This is a genomic window from Pseudomonas sp. UV AK001, from assembly GCF_046097675.1.
GTDB lineage: Bacteria > Pseudomonadota > Gammaproteobacteria > Pseudomonadales > Pseudomonadaceae > Aquipseudomonas > Aquipseudomonas kribbensis.
The window spans coordinates 126,654-146,063 of the sequence record NZ_JBJUVZ010000002.1 but is presented as its reverse complement, the minus strand read 5'-3'; the positions used below and the strand labels follow the sequence as shown (position 1 = coordinate 146,063).

Here is a 19,410-nt window from a genome sequence, read left to right as displayed (position 1 = left end):
CAATAACGTAGAGCCAAACAATTCAATCTGTACCCTTTCGCGTTTTGGTTTGCGCAGATCACTTACCCACTTCATCTGCGTAATAAGTTTTTGCCTGCTTAAGCAAATACAAAACTTTGTGTCTGACCTCCTTTATGTCCCCTTCCTCACCGCACACATCTATAAAAAACACATGATCCCGACCAGCTTCAAAAGTTGTAGTGAAACATACAGCACCTAAAAAATACACACCTTCTACACCAGATAAATTTTTCCCAGAGTACAAATTTGCTTTAGAGAACGGAGACGCCCCAATGCCGAGCTTGAGTCCATCTTTTTCTTGCACAAAATCACTAGATATCGAATCCGAGAGCGAGCCAGCCCTACAACTTATTTTAATACTTTCCACCCTGCTATCCTTGTATTTATACTTAACATATGAAGCACCCCTATCAACTTTCATAAATGAAAACCTTGCGAAGCCGGGTGCCTCCAAAACACAACCATTATTTTCCACCACCAATTTCTCGCTCGCATTCACAAGAATAAAAGAAGAGATAAAATATACCAATATTAATTTAATCATTATTTTGTCTTTTAACTAACTGAGGAACCGGAACAAACAAACCACCCTCCGAACCTTGATACAACAAATCCGACAATACTGCTTGGACGCTTATAAACGTATCTTTTCGCTCAGAAAATCTATTTAAGACAAAAACGGGACGTAGCAAAATCGGGACGAATCTATTTTCTTAAAAACGAGCGCAACAAATAAATCTGCTCCCTTGCGCTTTTTTGCGCTTTCCACTTGCACTTTATTTGTCTATCTTTTGCTGGGTATCATGGCCTCAAATGACGCTTTAATATCATCCAGCTTCGGATCACTTTTTAGATTTGACCTAGGTACACATGCAGAAAACTTGACCGTCGCACCACTCACACCTTTCAGCCCATAAAAGCAGTCGAACCACAGGCCCTTTTTCTTCAAGGAAAATTTTCTATCAGCAGCGGCAATTTCATTATCAGAACTCCAAAGCATAAAGGGAGATATTAATACTCTGACCTCGGCGGAGCCCGACGCTGATGAATGGGCAAGGTCTACCCTTCCCGTTTCTAATCCTTGTTGAAACGAATCATCGGCGGCGTAGTTGTAAATATATTTACCATTTCCATCGAAACGTCCAGACGCCGCCAAGCTCTTTTCAAATTCAACAGGCTCAATTAGGAAAAAATTTTCCTCTGTTAAAATATCTGGATTTAAATTGACATTCGAAACAAGTTCGCCATAGCACACACCATCCTCTGCTCTCACGTTCAGCTTGAAACCAGGAATTTCGGGAATTAAAACACCGCAGCTATCCAAAGATGCTGACTGAGCAATTGGTAAAAATAACGCAACGAAATAGAAACCACTGAACAGCATCAAAAAAGCTTTCATTACAATGTCCTTTTATGAAAAGTGCTCGGTGGTGAAGATACTAAATCCGAAAGAAAATAATAGGCGTGCTTGAAGAAGTGCCTGCGCCTGGCGAGATGTAGCGCTCCTCAACAAATAAATCCGTCCCCTTTTGCGCCGGGCATTCCGTGTCCTGAGCGCGTTCCTTGAGGGCGGGGAGTTTAAAGGAGACAGGAAGAATACAACCCGTCCCCTTCCAACTTACTTCAATGCTTTGATGGTTGGATCTTGATAGCTTGAGTCAATTTCAATACCCGCCTTTTCCGCCTTGTCTTCTCGAGACTTCCGAATAGCAGCATATTCTTTCATCTTGGCTGGCAGCAGCTCTTTCCAACGCTTTTTATCTTCAGCCTCGGTGAAAGCAGCACTCCAGTATTCACGTTCGGTGGTGAAGCTCAAACTTACCAAATACGTTCCGCGCTCATCAGGCGCATCATCAGAGTCTCGCCGCCATGCTTGCAATGTAAGGTGATTGCCATCCTTATAAAAATGCCAATTGTAAAATTTTCCGACTTTCAACCATCGCTCATGATCCAGATTATAGTTCGGATCCAGCCACGGGTGACTTAATACGTTATCACCCATGACTTCATCAGCTGAATTAATTTTGCCGATTTGACTACCTGAAATTCTAGGGTCAGAAGGTGCGTAATAGTGTACCCAGCCTGCCTTCTTTATATCTTTTATGAGATCGTATAGAAACGCTCGATACTCATCATGCTTGCTTCCATCCGGGAGACTCCGAACTGATAAGTCGAGGTTCTCCACAGTAGTGCCTACCTCACCATCTACTGCAGTACTGACACTCGCAACCTGGTCTAGACGCAGAGATTTATTCACCTCGACTGATGGAAGGTCTTCATCACCGAATGACTTTTTAACTTTATACCAGCACATATCCACATCAGGAATGCACTCTTTTGAAAAAGACACAGGAGAACTAGAAAGTAGATTGCTTATCTCCTCACCAATCTCAACACTGATTAACTGGGTTTTGTTTGCCATGGAAACAGTCCCTACTTTGTCTGAGTCACCGCATGCAGCGAGCAATAAAAAAAACAACAACCCGTAAAATTTCATTTTCGGCTTTTCCAGGTAGAAATCGTCTCTATTTGCTGCTCCATATAATCTTTCTTTTGCCCCATCATTTTATGGTATTGCTTTGCAATTTCCAGAATAAACTCCATTCGATCAGACTCGTTAAACAAGTCCCCTTTAGTCATCTGAACCCGCAATTCCTTATTATTTACATCGCAGGCAGAACTGAAAGAAGCAACCCGCAACGGTACAAACGGTGCACCCTCAGCGGCAGCTTGTGTCTGCAGAACTTTCTGAAACAAAAAGCCGTTATAGATAAGCGGTTGAAGAATTCTTCTTTGTTCATGATCAGCAATTGCCAATAGTGATTGCTGTTGAATATTTCGTTTCGCAACCGGATCAGATGTCGTCTCGGATTTTTTTATGAGGTTGAAGCCTGCAGTGATGTCAGGAGTCAGTCCCAAATTTTTCAGAACAGGTAGTGCTTTATCCGCCCAAGGCAACTCATCGATATTCATCTGAACTTGCGCATCGCAGCTCTTCGCGTTTCGCTTCGGGGCACAGTCATTAAATTGCTCCGGATATTTTTTATAGAACCAATGCCAGACAAAAATATCCTGAAACAGCCAAAAGTTGCCCATGCCGAGGCCATTTTTGCCTATTTTGTAGGGGATCTGAAATGGCAACGGCACTATGCCTGTCAGGTACGGTTCCGAAGGAATGTAATCGAGACCACACATGACTTGCTTGCTCGCGAAAGCTGCCAATCCCATCCAGTAAAAGCGTCCCTTCAAGTCAGGTTTGCCGTCCTCACCACGCTCTAGGTAAAACTCAGCATAGGCTGCTGCAATGCGCGCGGCTCGTGCGCTGAAGTCACCCACCAATACCATTTTGCTCGACGAAGAAAACCAGCTCTTTTCTGAGACACTCAGTCGGCTGATAGCCTCTTGCTGCCCCATCGTCCACAGCTTGTCGCATTTCAACGTGATGTCTTGAACGGAGCAGCTTTGGTTATTGGTTTTGAATGTAGCAACGGGTGCGCTCATTTATTTCTACTCGCTTCGTAATCGTCGGAGCCTTCCGGCACGATGAGTTCGTCCCACATCAGATGGACCTCAGCGGTTTCCTCGCTGTCAGTCACCACACGCGGATGCAGACCATCTGTGTTGCTTTTGGAGATTTTAGGAGCGACCGACGAAGGGACAATAATCGCTGCCTTCACAGACTTTATGGGTTGACCGAGCCCGGTCACAAAACGGATTTGTTCGTCATACTTCGGACTATTGGCAGTACCGGACTTCAGTGTGTTCCCCGCCCGAGCCTGATCCGCAATCAGCGGAATGACCGGTGCCAGAATGCCAATCCCCGTACCGCTTCCTGCCGAACCTCCGGCATTGATCTTCACCACCGGGCCAACCACCGTCACACCACCGCCATCGAGCTTGATAAAGCTCCCACCGCCCAGAATGGTCAGTTCGGTGCCGGCCTCAATCACCATCTTGTCGCCAGACTTCAGGTGGATTTCTTTCCCCACACTGGTCAGTTGGGCAGTCCCGAGTTTGATGTGCTGGCTTTCTCCTACCGTCAGGTGATCGTCGGCCTTCGCTTCGATCTTGCGATCAGCGATGGTGGTGCGGTGTTCTTCGGCCTTCAGCTCGGTGTAGGTATTTTTCACCACGGTGTCGTGGCGTTCGTTGCCGACGCGGATTTTCTGGTCGTGTTCGACGTTTTCATCCCAGTCGCGCTGGGCGTGGATGAAGATTTGTTCGGCGCCTTTTTTGTCTTCGATGCGCAGTTCGTTGTAGCCACCGCCGCCCGGGGAGCTGAGGGTTTTGAAGACGGTGCGGGTTTTGTTCGCCGGGAGGGCGTACGGCACCGGGTTTTCCTTGTGGTACAGGCAGCCGGTGACGAGGGGCTGATCGGGGTCGCCTTCGAGGAAGGTGACGAGGACTTCCATGCCGATGCGCGGGATGCTGATGGCGCCGTAGCGGTCGCCGGCCCAGGAGCTGGAGACGCGCAGCCAGCAGCTGGTCTTGTCGTCGGCCAGGCCTTCGCGGTCCCAGTGGAATTGCACCTTGATGCGGCCGTATTGGTCGCAGTGGATTTCTTCGCCTTTGGGGCCGGTGACCATGGCGGTCTGGCTGCCGAGCACGCGGGGTTTCGGGTGTTCGAGGGCGGGGCGGTAGAAGACGTCCCACGGGGTGGCGAGGAAGGTGTTGCGGTAGCCCTGGTGGAAGTCGTCCTTGTTGTCGGTGGTGTCGCTGGTCACCGATTCTTCGAGGACTTGCGGCTGTTTACCTTCGTGGAAGATTTCCGTGAGCAGCCACAGGTCGTTCCACTCGCTGCGCGGGTGGTCGGACATTTCCATGAAGTGGCCACTGACCAGTTTGGTCTGGTCGCCGCGACCCTCGGCCTGACGGTAGTCGGCGCGGTGACGTTCGAGGGCGCGCTGGCTGAGGAACTTGCCGCGCGCGCGGTCGATGAAGCGGCCAGGGTAGTCGTAGTCTTCGAGATCCGGCTCAGCGCTCTCGCCGTCCGGTTTGTAGGCGGCTTCCATTTGCAGGCGCGGTTTTTCGAAGTCGTAGTCGCGGCGGGTGGTGCGGCTGGTGCGGGTTTCCAGACGCAGCCGGAAGCCTTTGATCACCGGTTCTTCAGCGACCATGCCGCTGCCCTGCACATACGCGGTCGGCTGGCCGAGGTTCGGGAACACGGTCTGGTCATCGCCGAACACCAGCAGATGGCCTTTCTGGCTGTGCTGGAAATGGTAGTGAATGCCTTCCTCTTCGCACAGGCGCTGGACGAAATGCAGGTCGGTTTCGTCGTACTGCACGCAGTAGTCGCGATCCGGGCACGGCTGGCTCAGCTGGAAGCTGTAGGCGTTGCCCTTGATGCCGTGCTCGTCGAGGATCAGCGCGATGATTTTCGGCGCCGACATCTGCTGGTAGATACGCTGGTTGGTGCGGTGATGCAGATATTGCAACTGCGGCACCAGCGAGACTTTGTAGCGGGTCAGGCGCTTGCCGGCATCGCCTTGGGCGACGCGGTAGATCTGGCCGTGGATGCCGGAGCCTTGTGGATCCAGGGCAAGGAACGCCTGTTTGTGCAGGAGCTTTTCCAGGTCCAGATCCGGGTTTTCGCTGACCAGTTCCAGGTCGAAACGGAACGGCTGGCTGATGCCTTCGGTGCCGGTGAACGACAGGACTTGCAGGTCGCCTACGTAGTCTTCGACCGTCAGGCTGAAGTGCGTTTCGTTAGCTGGGTTGAACATAAAGTGCTCCCTGTTCGAATGTCATCCGTTACGCCCTCAGCCGCAAACGCTGCAACCAGGACGAAGTGGCGCCCAAGGCGTCACGCAATTGGTCGGCAGAGATAGTGCGCTCTGCCGCGTCAAAGGCCAGCGCGGTGCGCAGCGCGGGCCAGCAGTGTGTTGGCAGATTTGCCGGGGCTTGCAGTTCGCGATCCAGGTGTTCGTCACGGGCCTGGGTCGAGGGCAAGCGGCGGAACGGATGTTTGCCGCCCGCCAGTTCATAGATCACGCAGGCCACGCCGTACACGTCTGCGCTGGCCGACAGCGGTTGGCCCTCAAGCAGTTCGGGGGCGGCGTAGCCCGGGGTCCAGGCGTTGAAGCGCTCGCGGCTCAGGTGCGGCAGGCCGGGCAGGATGCCCTCCTCGGCTTGCCCCAGACCGAAGTCAAACAGGCGCACGCCGTCTTCGCTGAGCATGACGTTGCTCGGCTTCATGTCACCGTGCAGCACGCCGCGACGGTGGGCGTAGGCCAGCGCGTCGAGCAGCGGCAGCGCGATGTCGCGCAGTTCTTTCCACGGCAGGCCCAGCGGCCTCTCGCAGAGCAGTTTGTCCAGGGTCAGGCCACGCATGAGTTCCATGGTGATGAAGGCCCGCTGGCAATCGGTGTCCACTTCGAACGTGTGCGGTCGCAGCACGTTGTCGTGGCGCAGGCGTCGGGTCAGGGCGAACTCGCTGTAGAGCAAGGCACTGGCGTCCGGCGACTCGGCAAATTCTTCGCTGAGGATTTTCAGCGCAATGTAAGGATCGGGATCGCCGAACTGTTCGTGCAGCAGATCCCGGGCCCGGTAAACCGCACCCATGCCGCCGGCCCCGAGCAGACGCTCGAGGTGATAGCGGCCGGCGAGTACGTCCGGCAGTGCACCGATGCTGGCCTTGGTCGGCGCCAGCAAAGGCTCTGCCTTGTTTTCCTTGGCGAAGGCGAAGTAGGTCAGGTTGTTGGCCTGCTCTTCGCTCATCAGCAAGTCATCGACTGAGGATTCGAGTTCAGTCATTGGCGGATCACCACGGCAGTCAGATTGTCCCGGGCGGCGCCACGCAGGGCGCCGTCGAACAGACGTTCCAGCGCCACATGTGGCGCCGCCAGGCTGAGGGCGTTGCCGAGGGCATCGCTGCTCAGGCCTTGATACAAACCATCGCTGCACAGCAGGAACACATCGCCCGGATACACCTCGAGTTCCAGCACATCCAGAGTCAGTTGTTCCGCCGCGCCCACCGCCCGGGTCAGGGCCTGAGCCGCCGGGTGCGCCGCAGCCTGTTCGACGCTCATCTGTTGCTCGTCGATCAGTTGCTGCTGCAGCGAATGATCCTTCGACAGCTGATACAACCGCTGGCCGCGCCACATGTAGCAACGGCTGTCGCCGGCCCAGATGCAGGCCGCGCGATTGCCTTCCACCAGCAGCGCCACGACGGTACTGCCCATGATGCTGTCGTGACGCCCGGCGGTGACGGTCAACTCCTGCCCCAGGCGCCGGTTCAGCCAGTGCAGGCACTGGCGGATGGCTTTGAGGCGTTCGTCGAAGTCTTCGTGCTGCGGCAGTTCAGCCAGGCTGGCGACGATCAACTGGCTGGCGATGTCGCCACCCTGATGACCGCCCATACCGTCCGCGACCACCCACAGCCCATGCTGCGGGGTGTCGAGAAAGGCATCTTCGTTGCGCGACCGCACCTTGCCCGGGTCGGTTCGCGCCGCGCTGCGCCAGGGACTGGCCACCAGCATCAGAGCTGCACCGGCATACGGAAGGTGCGCATCACGCCCATGTCGAACGGGTTCGGCGTGCGCTGGCTGGTCAGCAGGTAGTTGGCGCGCAGGCCACCTACATCGGCTTTCAGCACCAGCACGTCGCGACCGGTCAGGTACTCGGTCTGCATCAGGTCGAACAGACGGAATAGCGACCACGGGCCGGAGTTCTTCTCGATGCCGATCGGGCGGCCGGCCATCTTGTCCATGACCAGGCTGGTGCGACCGTCTTCAGCATCGGTCGGCCACTTGAAGTTCATCGGCAGGATCGGACCGTGGCGGTATTCCATGGTCTTGTCGCCGAACTTGAACTCGGAACGGCTGACCGCCGGATCGAGGGTGTACGGCTCCAGTTTGAACTGCACGGTCGGCTCGGCCGGGTTGATCGAGAAGAAGCTCTGGCGAATGTTCAGTGCAGCCGCCATCTGGTCGAGGAAGACCTTGGACACCGGCAGGCTGCGACCGTCGATGCTGCGCATCCGGTAGTTGCCCGGATCACCGCTGACGAATGGACGCATGTAGCTGTCGAAGAAGCGGTCGATGGTGCCTTGAGCCCGGAAGAACTCGCGGAAGTCGCTGATCGCCACATCGCTGGTGCTCGATGCGCTGAACGGGTAACGCTGGTTGATGGTCTTGCCATACACGCTGTACAGCTCGCTCTGATAACGGCCGTTCAGGTATTGGTAGGCATCGTTGAGCACCAGGCGCCACGAGTCTTCGGCCAGCACGTTGAACCACACGCTCAGCGGACGCGGCAGACGACCGGACGCATTGCGCAGGTTGGTCAGCGCATCACGCTGGCCGCTCATGCGGGTCTTGGCCAGTTCGAACGCGGCCTGCTCCGGCGTGCTGGAACGGGCGAGGCCCGCCAGTTGCAGTTGCAGGTCGTTGAGTGCGGTGAAGGCCGGGGTCAGGTCAGCGGCCGGGCCGTTGTTGTCGTCGAGCAGCTTGTGCAGCGGCTCGAAGCGACGTTGCAGGGCCTTCTTGGCGGTGTCCGGCAGGTTCTTCGCCACGTTCATGGCCGCAGCCTTGTCCGTCAACGCCGAAGCGAGCTTGCCGACCTTGCCCAGTTTGCCCTTCTGGCCCGCCAGTGCATCGGCAGCGTCACCGGCTTCATCCACCGGCTCAGGAGCCGCCGGGAAGCGGGTGTTTTCGCGCACTTCGGTCAGCAGCGCCAGCACCGGCGAGTTGGCCGAAGTCAGGCCCGCCAGTTGCTCGGCGCCTTCACCGGCGTCGCTGATTGGCGGCAGCGCCACCTGGCCAACGGCCTCGCTCCAGTAGTTGGCGTAGTCGCGGAAGTACAGTTGTTCCAGCTCGACCATCAGGCGACGCAGATCCATGTCGCTGATGCCCGCGCCTTCGCCCAGTACCCAGTTGTCACGCAGGATGTCGGTGACCAGCGCCGAACCCTGTACCGAGAAATACTGCTGATAACCGGTCTGGGTGTAGAAGCCCGGGATCACGTATTCGGTGCCGATGAACAACGAACCTTGCGGGCCGAGGTGCTGGCTGAAACGGTAGTCCGGCAGGTTGCGCGCCTGCTCGCGGAGCATGCGGTAAACCACAGCCGCTAGCGATTCACTGCGCAGAACCTGACGGGCCTGAGTCACCAGTTGCTCGTTGAGCGGATAGATGAACGGCAGCTTCAGCAGACGCTCAAGGTGCGCGTTCAAACCGTTCTGCACTGCAGTGTTGCCGGTGTAGCGCTGCGACCAGTCGGTAGCGACCCAATCCTTGAGCCATGCTGCGTCGCGACGGTCCTTCATGTTCAGCATCAGGTACGCGCGCAGGCTGTTGATCAGCTTTTCGCGGTCCTTCATGTTGGCGCGGATCTGGCCTTCGAGCATGGTGGCAACGCGCGGCAGCAGTTGCTTTTCAAGCTCGCGTTCGTACGCCTCCTTGACCACCGGATTGACGTCCTGGCCCTGATACAGACCGACGCGCTCGTGGTACGCGGCGTCGCCCTTCTTCGGGAACACCTGAGTCGCGGCGTAGCTGGTGTCGAGGGTTTTCAGCGTGCCCATGGCGTCATCACGCGGCGACAGTGCCGTGCGCTGCTGCGTCCAGTTCTGCGCCAGGTTGCGCAGGTTTTCCAGACGCTCCCAGTTGGCCGAGAAACCACCGGCCCAGAGCATACCGAACAGCACCAGCGCGCCCAGTGCACCGACGTACAACGCACGCTGGCCCCAATGGATGCGGCTGCGCTCGCGCTTGTCCAGACCGGCCAGATCGGCCTCGGGGAAAATCACCCGGCTGAGCAAGTGGTGAATGAAACGCGAACGACCGCTGCGCAGTGTCGGCAACACGCCGGCGCTCATGCCCAGGCTGGCGCCGATGCCGGCGGTGGTCGAATCCATTTCCTGGGTCAGGTGCGGTGCGCTGGTCAGGTAGAAACCACGCAGTTGCGTCGCACGCTGGTAGCGGTTGCCGGTGAACGCCATGTCGACGAACAGGCACAGACGCTCGCCGATCTGCCCCATCTGGTGCGGAAAGTCGAGGATGCGGCCACGGCGCTGGGTGTCGCGCTCGGAGTGCATGCGCATGATCACCTGGCTGTTGAGGCGACGCAGCAGCTCTTCGAACTCGCCGCGCAGCACAGCCACGTCGGTGCCGACCTGATCCTTGCGGAAACTGGTACCCAGCACCTGATCGCTTTCTTCGCGGGTCAGTTGGTCGAAGAACTCGTCGAAGCCCAGCAGCTTGTCAGCCTTGCTCAGCACCAGATACACCGGCACATCGACATGCAGCTTCTGATAGACGTCTTGCAGACGCGCGCGCACCTGGCGGGCCAGGGTGTCGATGTCCTGCTCGCTGCCACCGGTCAGGGTTTCCACCGGAATGGTCACCAGCACGCCGTTCAGCGGACGGCCGCGACGACGCTTGCGCAGCAGTTCCAGCAGAGTGGTCCAGGCGCTGCCGTCGACTTCCGAATCCGGCTGGGTCAGGTAGCGGCCGGCGGTGTCGATCAGCACACCGTGGTCGGCGAAGTACCAGTCGCAATGACGGGTGCCGTGGGTGTCGCGGGTCAGCTTGCGGTCGATCTTGTTGATCGGGAATTCCAGCCCGGAGAAGTCCAGCAGGCTGGTCTTGCCGCTAGCCTGCGGGCCGATCAGCAAGTACCACGGCAAGTCACTGCGCCAGCGCTCGCTGCGGCCGCGATACAGGCTCGAAGTCTTGAGGGTTTTCAGGGCGTCCTTGAAACGCTCCTTCAACTCTTTCTGCTCTTCTTCGATCAGGTCGTCGCGACGGATACGGTCCTGGCCGTCTTCGGTTTCTTCGACGGCTTTCTTGCGGATACCGGCGCGCCAGCTGACGAAGACCATGGTCAGGCCCCAGATCAGGAACAGCACGGCGATGGTCAGCAAGCGCGAGGTCGAACTCTCCCAGAACTTGTAGTCGTCCACTGCCAACAACGGGCCAACGAACCACACCAGCAGCGCCACGAACAGCACCAGCAGCAGAGTCCAGACCCAGGTCTGGCGCAGGAAGGCGCCGACTTTCTTGAAAAACTTTTTCATCACACGTCCCTGTTTACGGCTGCGACTGCGGCTGGACCGCGGCCGGATCAAGCGGCTGATAAGGTTGCAGAACGGTGTCGCGCTGCTCGCCCAAGACCCAGGCGAAGCCCGAATACATCATCACCAGGCAGACGAAGGTGAACAGCACCACCATCCACGCCGGCACGATGCGCACCAGGTTGCGACGCTGATCGTTGAGGCCTTCCCACTGCGGCGACAATTCCCGCGGCACGTCGCCACGCAACTGACGGATCTGCCGGTACAGGGCGTCGCGGATGCCTTCGAGTTCCAGCATGCCGCGGGCCTGCACGCGGTACTTGCCCTCGAAACCGAGGGACAGGCACAGGTACATAAGCTCCAGCATCGGCAGGTGCTTGACCGGGTTTTTCGACAGCCGATCGAGCAGCTGGAAGAACTTCTCGCCACCGAAGGTTTCGTTGTGGAAGCTGCTGAGCAGGCTCATCTGCGACCACTCGCTTTCGTTGCCCCACGGCGTGGTCACGACGGCTTCGTCGACCACGGTGCAGAGCACGTAACGGGCGGCCATCACCTGGCTGCTTTCGGCGCCGTTGTGCAGGGCGCGCACTTCGAACAGCTTGAGCCCGGCGGTCAGGCGCTCGTTCAGCGCGTAGAGATCTTCGCGGGTTTCGCTGTGCTTGAGGCGCACCACTTCCGACAGCAGTTCGGACGACGCCGCCACCAGCGAATTGAGGCTGATGTTGAAGGCTTCCGCCGGGCGCAGGCGCGCGGCGTAGATCATCCGTTCTTCCAGTTGTTCGAAGCGCGGCGGCGCAGCGAAGTCGGTCAGCGGACTCGCCGCCGGGCCATGGCCCTGACGGTCGAGCAGGACGGTTTTGTCGTCCTGGTTGTGTTCCATGTCCTTGATCATGTCGGTCAGTTCCTGATGGCCCAGAATTTCAGTTCAAGCTCGGCGAATTCGCCGGACACGTGGAACGCGAAGCCGCCGGAGCGCTCGAGTTGCGCCAGGTCTTCGGAACTGAGTTCGAGGATGAAATAGGTTTTGTTGGAGTGGAACGCGATCTGCCGCGGGGCCACCGGCAACGGTTTGACCTTGATCCCCGGCAAGTGCAGGTTGACCAGTTGGCGGATGCGCTCCACCGGGCCGACCTTGAGGTGCGCAGGCAAGCGGTTGCGCAGTTCTTCGGAGTCGCAGTTGGCACTGGCTGCCAGCACGAACGACGCCGAGCCCAGCAGTTTGTGGTCGTGCAGCGGCGACACGATGATCCCGTACTGACGCGCCTGCAGGATCAGTTCGATGGCGTGCTGTTCCAGCACCATCGACAACACCTGACGGATCGACTCCATCAGTTTGCGGAAACTCGCACCCTGGTCGGCGTGGGAGTAACGGCTGTCCAGACGCGGGCGTTTGCTGTCGCTGGAGAAGGTCGCCAGATCGCCGAGCATGGTCAGCAGCGTGCGGTACAACTCTTCCGGGTGAACCTGCTCCAGGCCCAGGTAGTGGCGCAGCAGCAGTTCGGTGCGGTTGATCAGTTGCAGCATCATGAAGTCGCCGATTTCCGCGCCACCGACCTTGCCGTTCGAACGAATGCGCTCGGCAATGGTGTCACCCCGGTGGCCGAGCATGCTGATCACTTCTTTCAGGCACGACAGCAGGTAGCTGGACGCGTGGGCCTGAATGTAGGTCGGCACGAAATCCGGATCGAGGCTGATCACGCCGTCCGGCGTGGTGTCGAGCACGTCGCAGATCTTCAGCTTCACGTACGCCTGGTCGCTCTGTTGCTCGCCGAGCAACAGCTTGAAGTCCGGGCGACCGCATTTGACCTGGCTCGCCGAATCGTCGCCGGCGTTGGAGTCGGCCACTTCGGTTTCATAGGCGGTGTAGCGCGCCAGCACGTCGGACTGCTCCGGACGGCGGGCCTCGATGTGGTTGCCGGTAACCAGCGGCAGCGCCAGGTAAATCGGCGTATTGCCGGTGTTCGGCGGAATGTCCAGGGCCAGCGGTTCGGTGTTGCCGCCGAGCTCGAACAGGCTGCCGTCCGGCAGAATCCCCGAGGCTTCACTGATCACCAGTTTGCCCATGTTGAGGAACTGCAAGTCGATCTCGAGATTCAGGAAACCCCAGGTGTAGCCGCCCAGCAACTGGGTGCGGGTCTTCATCTGGTGATCGTAGTAGCGGTCGTTGTGCTGGAAGTGCTGCGGACGCAGCAGCATGCCTTCCTGCCAGATGACTTTATGGGTATTCATGATCAGTCATCCGCCTTGGCGAGCACTTCGTTGGTCTTGCGGATACCGGCCTGATCCAGGGTCAGATCGGCTTCGGTGACTTCCAGCGGCGTGATCGGGAACGTGTGGCGCCATTTGGTTTCCGGCAGGTCACGGTACGCGGCGAGGATGCCGATGTAGCGGCTGCCCTCCTCCACGCTGAGTTTCAGTTCCACGGTTTCACCCGGGCGCAGTTCGAGTTCTTCGCTGGCCACCAGATCCGGGTTGAGGGATTCCTTGGCGCGCTCGTAGAGGCTGAAGAAGTCGGCGTTCTCGAAGGTCACCGGGTGCTTGAGTTCGAACAGGCGCACCACGATCGGCGACGGACGACCGTTGAGGTCCGGGTTCAGCTGATCGCTGCCGGTCAGTTTCAGGTTGATCTTGGTCACTTTCGAATACGGCGACAGCGACGAGCAACCGGCGAGCAGCACCATCAGGGTGAGCGCGGTCAGCGTCTTGAAAAAAGCGGTCGAGCGGCGAGACATGCGCATCATCCTTGGTGGTCGGTGTGGAGGGTGGAGATCAGGCGGATCTGTTCTTCGTAGGCCTGGGCGAAGTCGCGGGCCAGCAGGCGCTCGCTCCAGTCATCGTCCTGACGCAGCGCGTGGTGGTAGCGGTTGAACGCTCTCCAGCGGCCACCGGAAGTGGCGAGCAACGGCTTGTTGTCGCGCTCGAAACGCAGGGTCAACTGCTCCGGCGAGAAGTGCTCCAGGGTGCCGCGCACCGCTGCGCGGCTGGCGGTCAGCAGCGCCACCTGATGCGCCTGCAAGTCGCGGAACGCACGGGAGATCGCCTGCTCGGCCGGCAAGTGGCCCGGCTTGTGCGGCTGCAACAGGATGTCCAGCGCTTCGCTCGGATCGACGGCGAATTTCAGCGGGTTCTTGTTGGTGCCTTGCACGGTGGTCTGGGCCAGACGCAATTCGTTCTTAAGCTCGGAACGGGTGCGCAGACTCTGTTGCAGACCGCCGATGCTCTGGCGCAACAGACGTGCCGCATTGACCGCCAGCGCCTCGCGCTCGTCATGACTCAGGCCTTTCAGATCGACACCCAGTGCCGCACCGAAGTGATCCCAGAAACCCTGTGGCTGACGCTCGACTTCTTTCGGTGCCGGCGCAGGTTCCGGCTTGGGCTCGACGATCAGCTCCGGCACCATCAGGCTTTCCATGTCGATGCGCGCATAGTCGGCGCGCTGACGGGAATCTTCCGGGTCGGTGGTCGGCGCAAGCATTTCCTCGAATTCCGAGTACACGCGCTCTTGCTGCTCCAGCGATTTCAGCGGGTCGAGGTCGAGGAACGCGTCGTCCGGAATGATGGTGCCGGCGGCCCGTGGCAGACCCGCTTCACCGTCGAAGGTCGCCGGGTCGCGCACCAGCCGCGCACGGATCTCGAAGTCGCCCAGCACGTAGGTGCTGCCGTGCTCGATGCGCACCGGTTCGCCCTTGTGCAGACGTGCGCCGCTGTCGCCGTCCTGAACACCGTTGCTGCTGGTGTCGGTCAGGAAGAACGTGCCCTCGCGATAACTCACGATCGCGTGGTGGTTGGACAAGTGACGCTTGCGGTCAGGGATGATCCAGTCGCAGTCCTCGCCCCGCCCGATCACGCCGCCGGCCTGTTTGAAGGTCCGCTGGCACAGCTCGGTGGGCACGAACTGCTTGGTGTTCAGCATTTCGAAAACCAATTCCATGTTTGATGCTCCTTGCGGTCACTTGCCGCGATTGACCGCCTGCGGATCACCCAATGGGCGGTAATCGTTATCGTTGAATTTGTAATTGCCGCTACAGCCGCCGAGGCCGCATAGAACGACGAGGGTCAGCAGGACAGCGTGCCAGTGACGAACAGACATCAGAGGGTCTCCAGGTGTAGACAAAGCACAAAGCGCCGACCCTTTCGGGCGGCGCTGATAGAAGCGGACGAGGTGAAACCGACGGACTTTTGCCTACCCATCGAAGTCACCCAGATTGATGTTCAAGCGGCCGAGCCGATACAGCAGCGTGCGTCGGGGAAGGCCCAGTTCGCGGGCCGCGAGCGTCTGGTTGCCGTCGTTCTTGCGCAGGCAATCGAGCAGCAACGTGCGCTCGACTTTCTCCAGGCGTTCGCGCAGGTTCAGGCTGCTGTCGTCCTCGAGCATCGGCTCCATGCGCAGGGCAAAATGCTCGGCCAGCAGCTCGCCTCCTTCGCACAGCAGCACGGCACGCTCGACCAGCGCCTTGAGTTCACGGACGTTGCCGGGAAAGGTGTAACCGGACAGATGCTCGAGCGCCGAGTCGGACCAGCGCACCGGGTCCCGCTGCAAATAGGCACAGGCCTTCTCGGCGAAATGCTTCGCCAGATCGAGAATGTCGCCTTCGCGTTGACGCAAGGCCGGCAGGACAATCGGGAATTGCGCGAGGCGGTAATACAGGTCCTCGCGGAATTTGCCTTCGCTGACCAGCACCGACAGATCGCGGTGCGTCGCAGCAATGATGCGCACGTCGATCTTGTGGGTATCGTTGGAACCCAGCGGGCGGATCTCGCCCTCCTGCAACACGCGCAGCAGTTTCGATTGCAGCGACAGCGGCATGTCGCCGATCTCATCGAGCAACAGCGTGCCGCCATTGGCCGCGTCGAACAGCCCGGCGCGGTCGCGGTCGGCACCGGTGAACGCACCTTTGCGATAGCCGAACAGCTCGCTTTCCAGCAGGTTTTCCGGGAACGCCGCGCAGTTCTGCACGATGAACGCCTGGGACCGGCGCGGCCCGCAATCGTGGATCGCCCGCGCGACCACTTCCTTGCCGGTGCCGGTTTCGCCGCGCAGTAACACGGTGTACGGGCTGTGCAGGACCTTGCTGATCAGCGAATAGGTCTGGCGCATGGCCGCGCTTTTACCGATCAGGCCGTAGCCGCTGATGCTCGGCACGCTGCGAACCGCCGGTGCAACGGCGTCCACCGGTTGGCGCAGGCGCTGCAGCAGATGCAACTGGCCGAGCACGAAGGAGCCGAGTTGACCGAGGGAATCGGCGAAGCCTTGCAGGTCGGTATGACGACGGCTGGCGCACAGCAACAGACCCTCGACGGCCTTTTGCTGATTGACCAGCGGCACGCACAACAGCGACTGCCACGGCGTGGCCGACGCCGGCAGGAAACTGGTTTCGTGCAGGCTGCCGCCCAGGTCGTCGAGGCACACCACGCGGTTCTGGCACAGGGCGAACTGCAGCAACTGCTCGCCGTTGTAGTCCGCCGGCAGGCTCGCCGCGCCGCGTGGTTGCAACACGCCGTCGAGGCACTCGGCGTTCATCCCCAGGCACGTGTGGGTGGCATCGAGCAGATACAGTTGTGCCAGTTCGCAGCCACTCAACCCGGCCACGCCGCGCACGAAGTCACCCAGCAGCGCAGCACCGTCCGCCGAACGCGACAGGCTGGCGAACTGCGCCAGCAACGCTTCGGCATAGAGCAGTGGCTGCGGCACTTGAGTGAACATCACGCTCACCTCAGGCGAACTCGCAGGTCACGCTGGCTTCACCATCGAGCGTCGCATGCACGCGCTTGAGGCTTTCACCGGTGGCCATGGCGTCGAGCAAGCGGTCGGCCACCAGCGGCAGCACGTGCTGGTCGAGCAAGTGGTCGATCAGGCGCGCACCGCTTTCGCTCTGGGTGCAGCGCTCGGACAGGTGATCGACGAGGTTCTGGCACCAGCTGAAATCCAGCTGACGGCGGTTCAGGCGCTCGCCCAGACGACCGAGTTTGATCTCGATCAGTTCGCGCAGCACCGGGCCACCGACCGGGTAGTAAGGCACCACTTTCATCCGCGCCAGCAGCGCCGGTTTGAAGTGTTTGCTGAGCACCGGGCGAATGGTTTCTTCCAGCACTTCGGCGGTTGGCCGCGCGCCGTCTTCGCAGAGGTCGCTGATCTTGTCGCTGCCCAGGTTCGAGGTCATCAGGATCAGCGTATTGCGGAAGTCGATCTCGCGACCTTCGCCGTCGTTGGCCACGCCTTTGTCGAAGATTTGGTAGAACAGGTTGAGCACGTCCGGGTCGGCCTTTTCGACTTCATCGAGCAGCACCACCGAGTACGGCTTCTGGCGCACCGCTTCGGTGAGCATGCCGCCCTCGCCGTAACCGACGTAGCCTGGCGGTGCACCGATCAGGCGGGAGACGGTGTGCTTCTCCTGGAACTCGGACATGTTGATGGTGGTGATGAAGCGGTCGCCGCCATACAGCAGGTCGGCGAGCGCCAATGCGGTTTCGGTCTTGCCGACGCCGCTCGGGCCGACCAGCAGGAACACGCCGACCGGTGCATCTGGCTTGTTGAGGCCGGCAGCGGTGGCGCGCATCGAGCGATCCAGTGCGTGCACGGCTTGTTCCTGACCACGAATGCGGGTGCGCAGGTCGGTGGCGAAGCTTGCGACCTTGGCGTTGTGTTCGCGGGCCAGTTGCGCCAGCGGCACGCCGGTCCAGGCGCTGATCACTTCGGCCACCAGACGCGGGCAGACTTCGAAGCTGACCAGCCGCTCCTTGACCTGAGCGGCGGTCAGGGCGCTGTGGGTTTCGTTGAGTTGCGCTTCCAGCGCTTCGACGCTTTGGCCTTCTTCAACCTCAGCGGCAACGGTTTCGATCACCGTGCCTTCGGCGTCTTCTTCAACAGTCACTGTCGGCTCGACTGCCGCCGCTTCACGGGCCTTGGCCAGTTGCTGACGCAGTTCCAGCAGGCGCTCGGCCAGTTGTTTCTGCTCGGTCCACAGGGTTTCCAGTGCGACCATTTCGGTTTCGGCTTCGTCCAGACGCGCTTCCAGTGCCTCCAGCGCTTCGTGGTCGATCAGCAGACCGGCTTCGGCGTCGCGGCGTAGGGCCTGACGCTGACGGCCACCTTCCGCCAGCTCGCCACGCAGGCGCTCCAGGCTTTCCGGGGCGGCGGCGAGGCTGATGCGTACGCGGGCACAGGCGGTGTCGAGCACATCGACGGCCTTGTCCGGCAGTTGCCGGCCGGCCAGGTAACGGGCGGACAGTTCCGCTGCCGACACCACCGCGTCATCGCGCAGGTAGATGCCGTGGCTCTTCTCGTAGACCTGAGCCAGGCCACGGAGGATGGTCACCGCTTCGTTCACGGTCGGTTCGTGCAGTTGAACCGGCTGGAAACGACGGGCCAGCGCCGGGTCTTTCTCGAAGTATTTCTTGTACTCGGCCCAGGTGGTCGCAGCGATGGTGCGCAGTTCGCCACGGGCCAGCGCCGGTTTCAGCAGGTTGGCCGCGTCGGAACCGCCGGCATTGCCGCCCGCGCCGATCAGGGTATGGGCTTCGTCGATGAACAGGATGATCGGTTTCGGCGAGGCTTTGACCTCGTCGATCACGCCTTTCAGACGACGTTCGAATTCACCTTTGACGCTGGCGCCGGCCTGCAACAGGCCCATGTCCAGCGACAACAGTTCAACGCCTTTCAAGACCTGCGGCACTTCACCGGCGGCGATGCGCGAGGCCAGGCCTTCGACGATGGCGGTTTTACCGACACCGGCTTCACCGACCACGATCGGGTTGTTCTTGCGGCGACGGGCGAGGATGTCGACCATCTGGCGGATCGCGCCATCGCGGCACAGCACCGGGTCGAGTTTGCCGTCGCGGGCCTGTTGGGTCAGGTTGTGGGTGAAGCGCTCCAGCAGCGATTCGCCCTGGGCGGCCGGTTTGCCGTTGGCCGCGGCCTGAGGCTGTTGCGACAGGGCAAATTCTTTCAGGCGATCGATGTTCAGTTTGGCGAGCAATGGCTGGTAGCGGCTGCCGGCGTAGCGCATCGGGTTGCGCAGCAGCGCGAGGATCAGCGCCGCGTCTTCCACCGAGGTCTGGCCCAGTTCAAGGTTGGCCACCAGCAGCGCGTCCTGCAGCCATTGCACCAGCTCCGGGGCGAACACCGGGTTGCGCGAAGCGCTGTGCTCGACCCGCGATTGCAGCGCGGCGCTCAGTTCGCCAGCGTCAACGTCGGCATCCTGCAACGCGCGGGAGAGCAGACCGTTCGGGCGCTCCAGCAGGCCGAGCATCAGGTCTTCGACCAGAATCTTGCTGCCGCCACGGGCGACGCAGCGCTCGGCCGAACGCTCCAGATCGCGACGGGTTTCGGCGTCCAGCGCCTGGATGAGTTGTTGCAGGTCTACGTTGATCATGGC

General features: G+C 59.7%; 15 protein-coding genes. All 15 read right to left on the bottom strand.

Translation table 11 applies throughout. The annotated features are described in order from the left end of the window. Positions 1 to 58 precede the first annotated feature (58 nt). The 15 genes from ACKLNA_RS08635 to tssH all read right to left on the bottom strand — a co-directional run bounded on the left by ACKLNA_RS08635 (position 59) and on the right by tssH (position 19,407). Positions 59 to 565 carry a hypothetical protein gene (locus ACKLNA_RS08635; RefSeq protein ID WP_408985632.1) on the bottom strand — a complete coding sequence of 169 codons (507 nt, stop codon included), beginning with the start codon at positions 563 to 565 and terminating at the stop codon, positions 59 to 61. A gap of 240 nt (positions 566 to 805) precedes the next feature. Beyond that, positions 806 to 1,420: a hypothetical protein gene (locus tag ACKLNA_RS08630; RefSeq protein WP_408985631.1), complete on the bottom strand. Its 615-nt coding sequence runs from the start codon at positions 1,418 to 1,420 to the stop codon at positions 806 to 808. Positions 1,421 to 1,639: 219 nt separating this feature from the next. Beyond that, positions 1,640 to 2,443: a hypothetical protein gene (locus ACKLNA_RS08625; RefSeq protein WP_408985630.1), complete on the bottom strand. Its 804-nt coding sequence runs from the start codon at positions 2,441 to 2,443 to the stop codon at positions 1,640 to 1,642. A gap of 71 nt (positions 2,444 to 2,514) precedes the next feature. Continuing rightward, a complete protein-coding gene (locus ACKLNA_RS08620) occupies positions 2,515 to 3,522 on the bottom strand; it encodes a DUF2515 family protein (RefSeq protein WP_011336580.1) in 1,008 nt (335 codons plus the stop codon). After that, entirely contained in the window at positions 3,519 to 5,744 is a 2,226-nt protein-coding gene (locus ACKLNA_RS08615; RefSeq protein WP_408985629.1) for a type VI secretion system tip protein VgrG, read from the bottom strand. Before ACKLNA_RS08615 ends, ACKLNA_RS08620 begins: the two co-directional genes overlap by 4 nt. 28 nt (positions 5,745 to 5,772) lie before the next feature. Then, positions 5,773 to 6,774 carry a serine/threonine-protein kinase gene (locus tag ACKLNA_RS08610; protein WP_408985628.1) on the bottom strand — a complete coding sequence of 334 codons (1,002 nt, stop codon included), beginning with the start codon at positions 6,772 to 6,774 and terminating at the stop codon, positions 5,773 to 5,775. After that, positions 6,771 to 7,499, bottom strand: coding sequence for a PP2C family serine/threonine-protein phosphatase (locus ACKLNA_RS08605; RefSeq protein ID WP_039765158.1), 729 nt, complete (start codon positions 7,497 to 7,499; stop codon positions 6,771 to 6,773). The genes ACKLNA_RS08610 and ACKLNA_RS08605 overlap by 4 nt, the downstream gene beginning before the upstream one ends. Beyond that, complete coding sequence (gene tssM / locus ACKLNA_RS08600) at positions 7,499 to 11,038, bottom strand: type VI secretion system membrane subunit TssM (protein WP_408985627.1); 3,540 nt, start codon at positions 11,036 to 11,038, stop codon at positions 7,499 to 7,501. Before tssM ends, ACKLNA_RS08605 begins: the two co-directional genes overlap by 1 nt. A gap of 13 nt (positions 11,039 to 11,051) precedes the next feature. Then, the gene (icmH, locus tag ACKLNA_RS08595) at positions 11,052 to 11,927 is read right to left on the bottom strand and encodes a type IVB secretion system protein IcmH/DotU (RefSeq protein WP_007954389.1); all 876 of its coding nucleotides are present in this window, start codon (positions 11,925 to 11,927) and stop codon (positions 11,052 to 11,054) included. 5 nt (positions 11,928 to 11,932) lie between these two features. Continuing rightward, positions 11,933 to 13,264 carry a type VI secretion system baseplate subunit TssK gene (gene tssK / locus ACKLNA_RS08590; protein WP_085708838.1) on the bottom strand — a complete coding sequence of 444 codons (1,332 nt, stop codon included), beginning with the start codon at positions 13,262 to 13,264 and terminating at the stop codon, positions 11,933 to 11,935. 2 nt (positions 13,265 to 13,266) lie between these two features. Next, the gene (tssJ, locus tag ACKLNA_RS08585) at positions 13,267 to 13,767 is read right to left on the bottom strand and encodes a type VI secretion system lipoprotein TssJ (RefSeq protein WP_134828525.1); all 501 of its coding nucleotides are present in this window, start codon (positions 13,765 to 13,767) and stop codon (positions 13,267 to 13,269) included. A 5-nt stretch (positions 13,768 to 13,772) separates the two neighbouring features. Next, positions 13,773 to 14,966, bottom strand: coding sequence for a type VI secretion system-associated FHA domain protein TagH (gene tagH / locus ACKLNA_RS08580; RefSeq protein WP_085708836.1), 1,194 nt, complete (start codon positions 14,964 to 14,966; stop codon positions 13,773 to 13,775). An 18-nt stretch (positions 14,967 to 14,984) separates the two neighbouring features. After that, positions 14,985 to 15,125, bottom strand: coding sequence for a hypothetical protein (locus ACKLNA_RS08575; RefSeq protein WP_003229566.1), 141 nt, complete (start codon positions 15,123 to 15,125; stop codon positions 14,985 to 14,987). A gap of 93 nt (positions 15,126 to 15,218) precedes the next feature. Further along, positions 15,219 to 16,739, bottom strand: a complete 1,521-nt coding sequence (locus ACKLNA_RS08570) for a sigma-54 interaction domain-containing protein (protein WP_408985626.1) — start codon at positions 16,737 to 16,739, stop codon at positions 15,219 to 15,221. A 10-nt stretch (positions 16,740 to 16,749) separates the two neighbouring features. Further along, positions 16,750 to 19,407 (bottom strand): type VI secretion system ATPase TssH, encoded by a 2,658-nt coding sequence (gene tssH, locus ACKLNA_RS08565; RefSeq protein ID WP_408985625.1) that lies wholly within the window; start codon positions 19,405 to 19,407, stop codon positions 16,750 to 16,752. Positions 19,408 to 19,410: the final 3 nt, after the last annotated feature.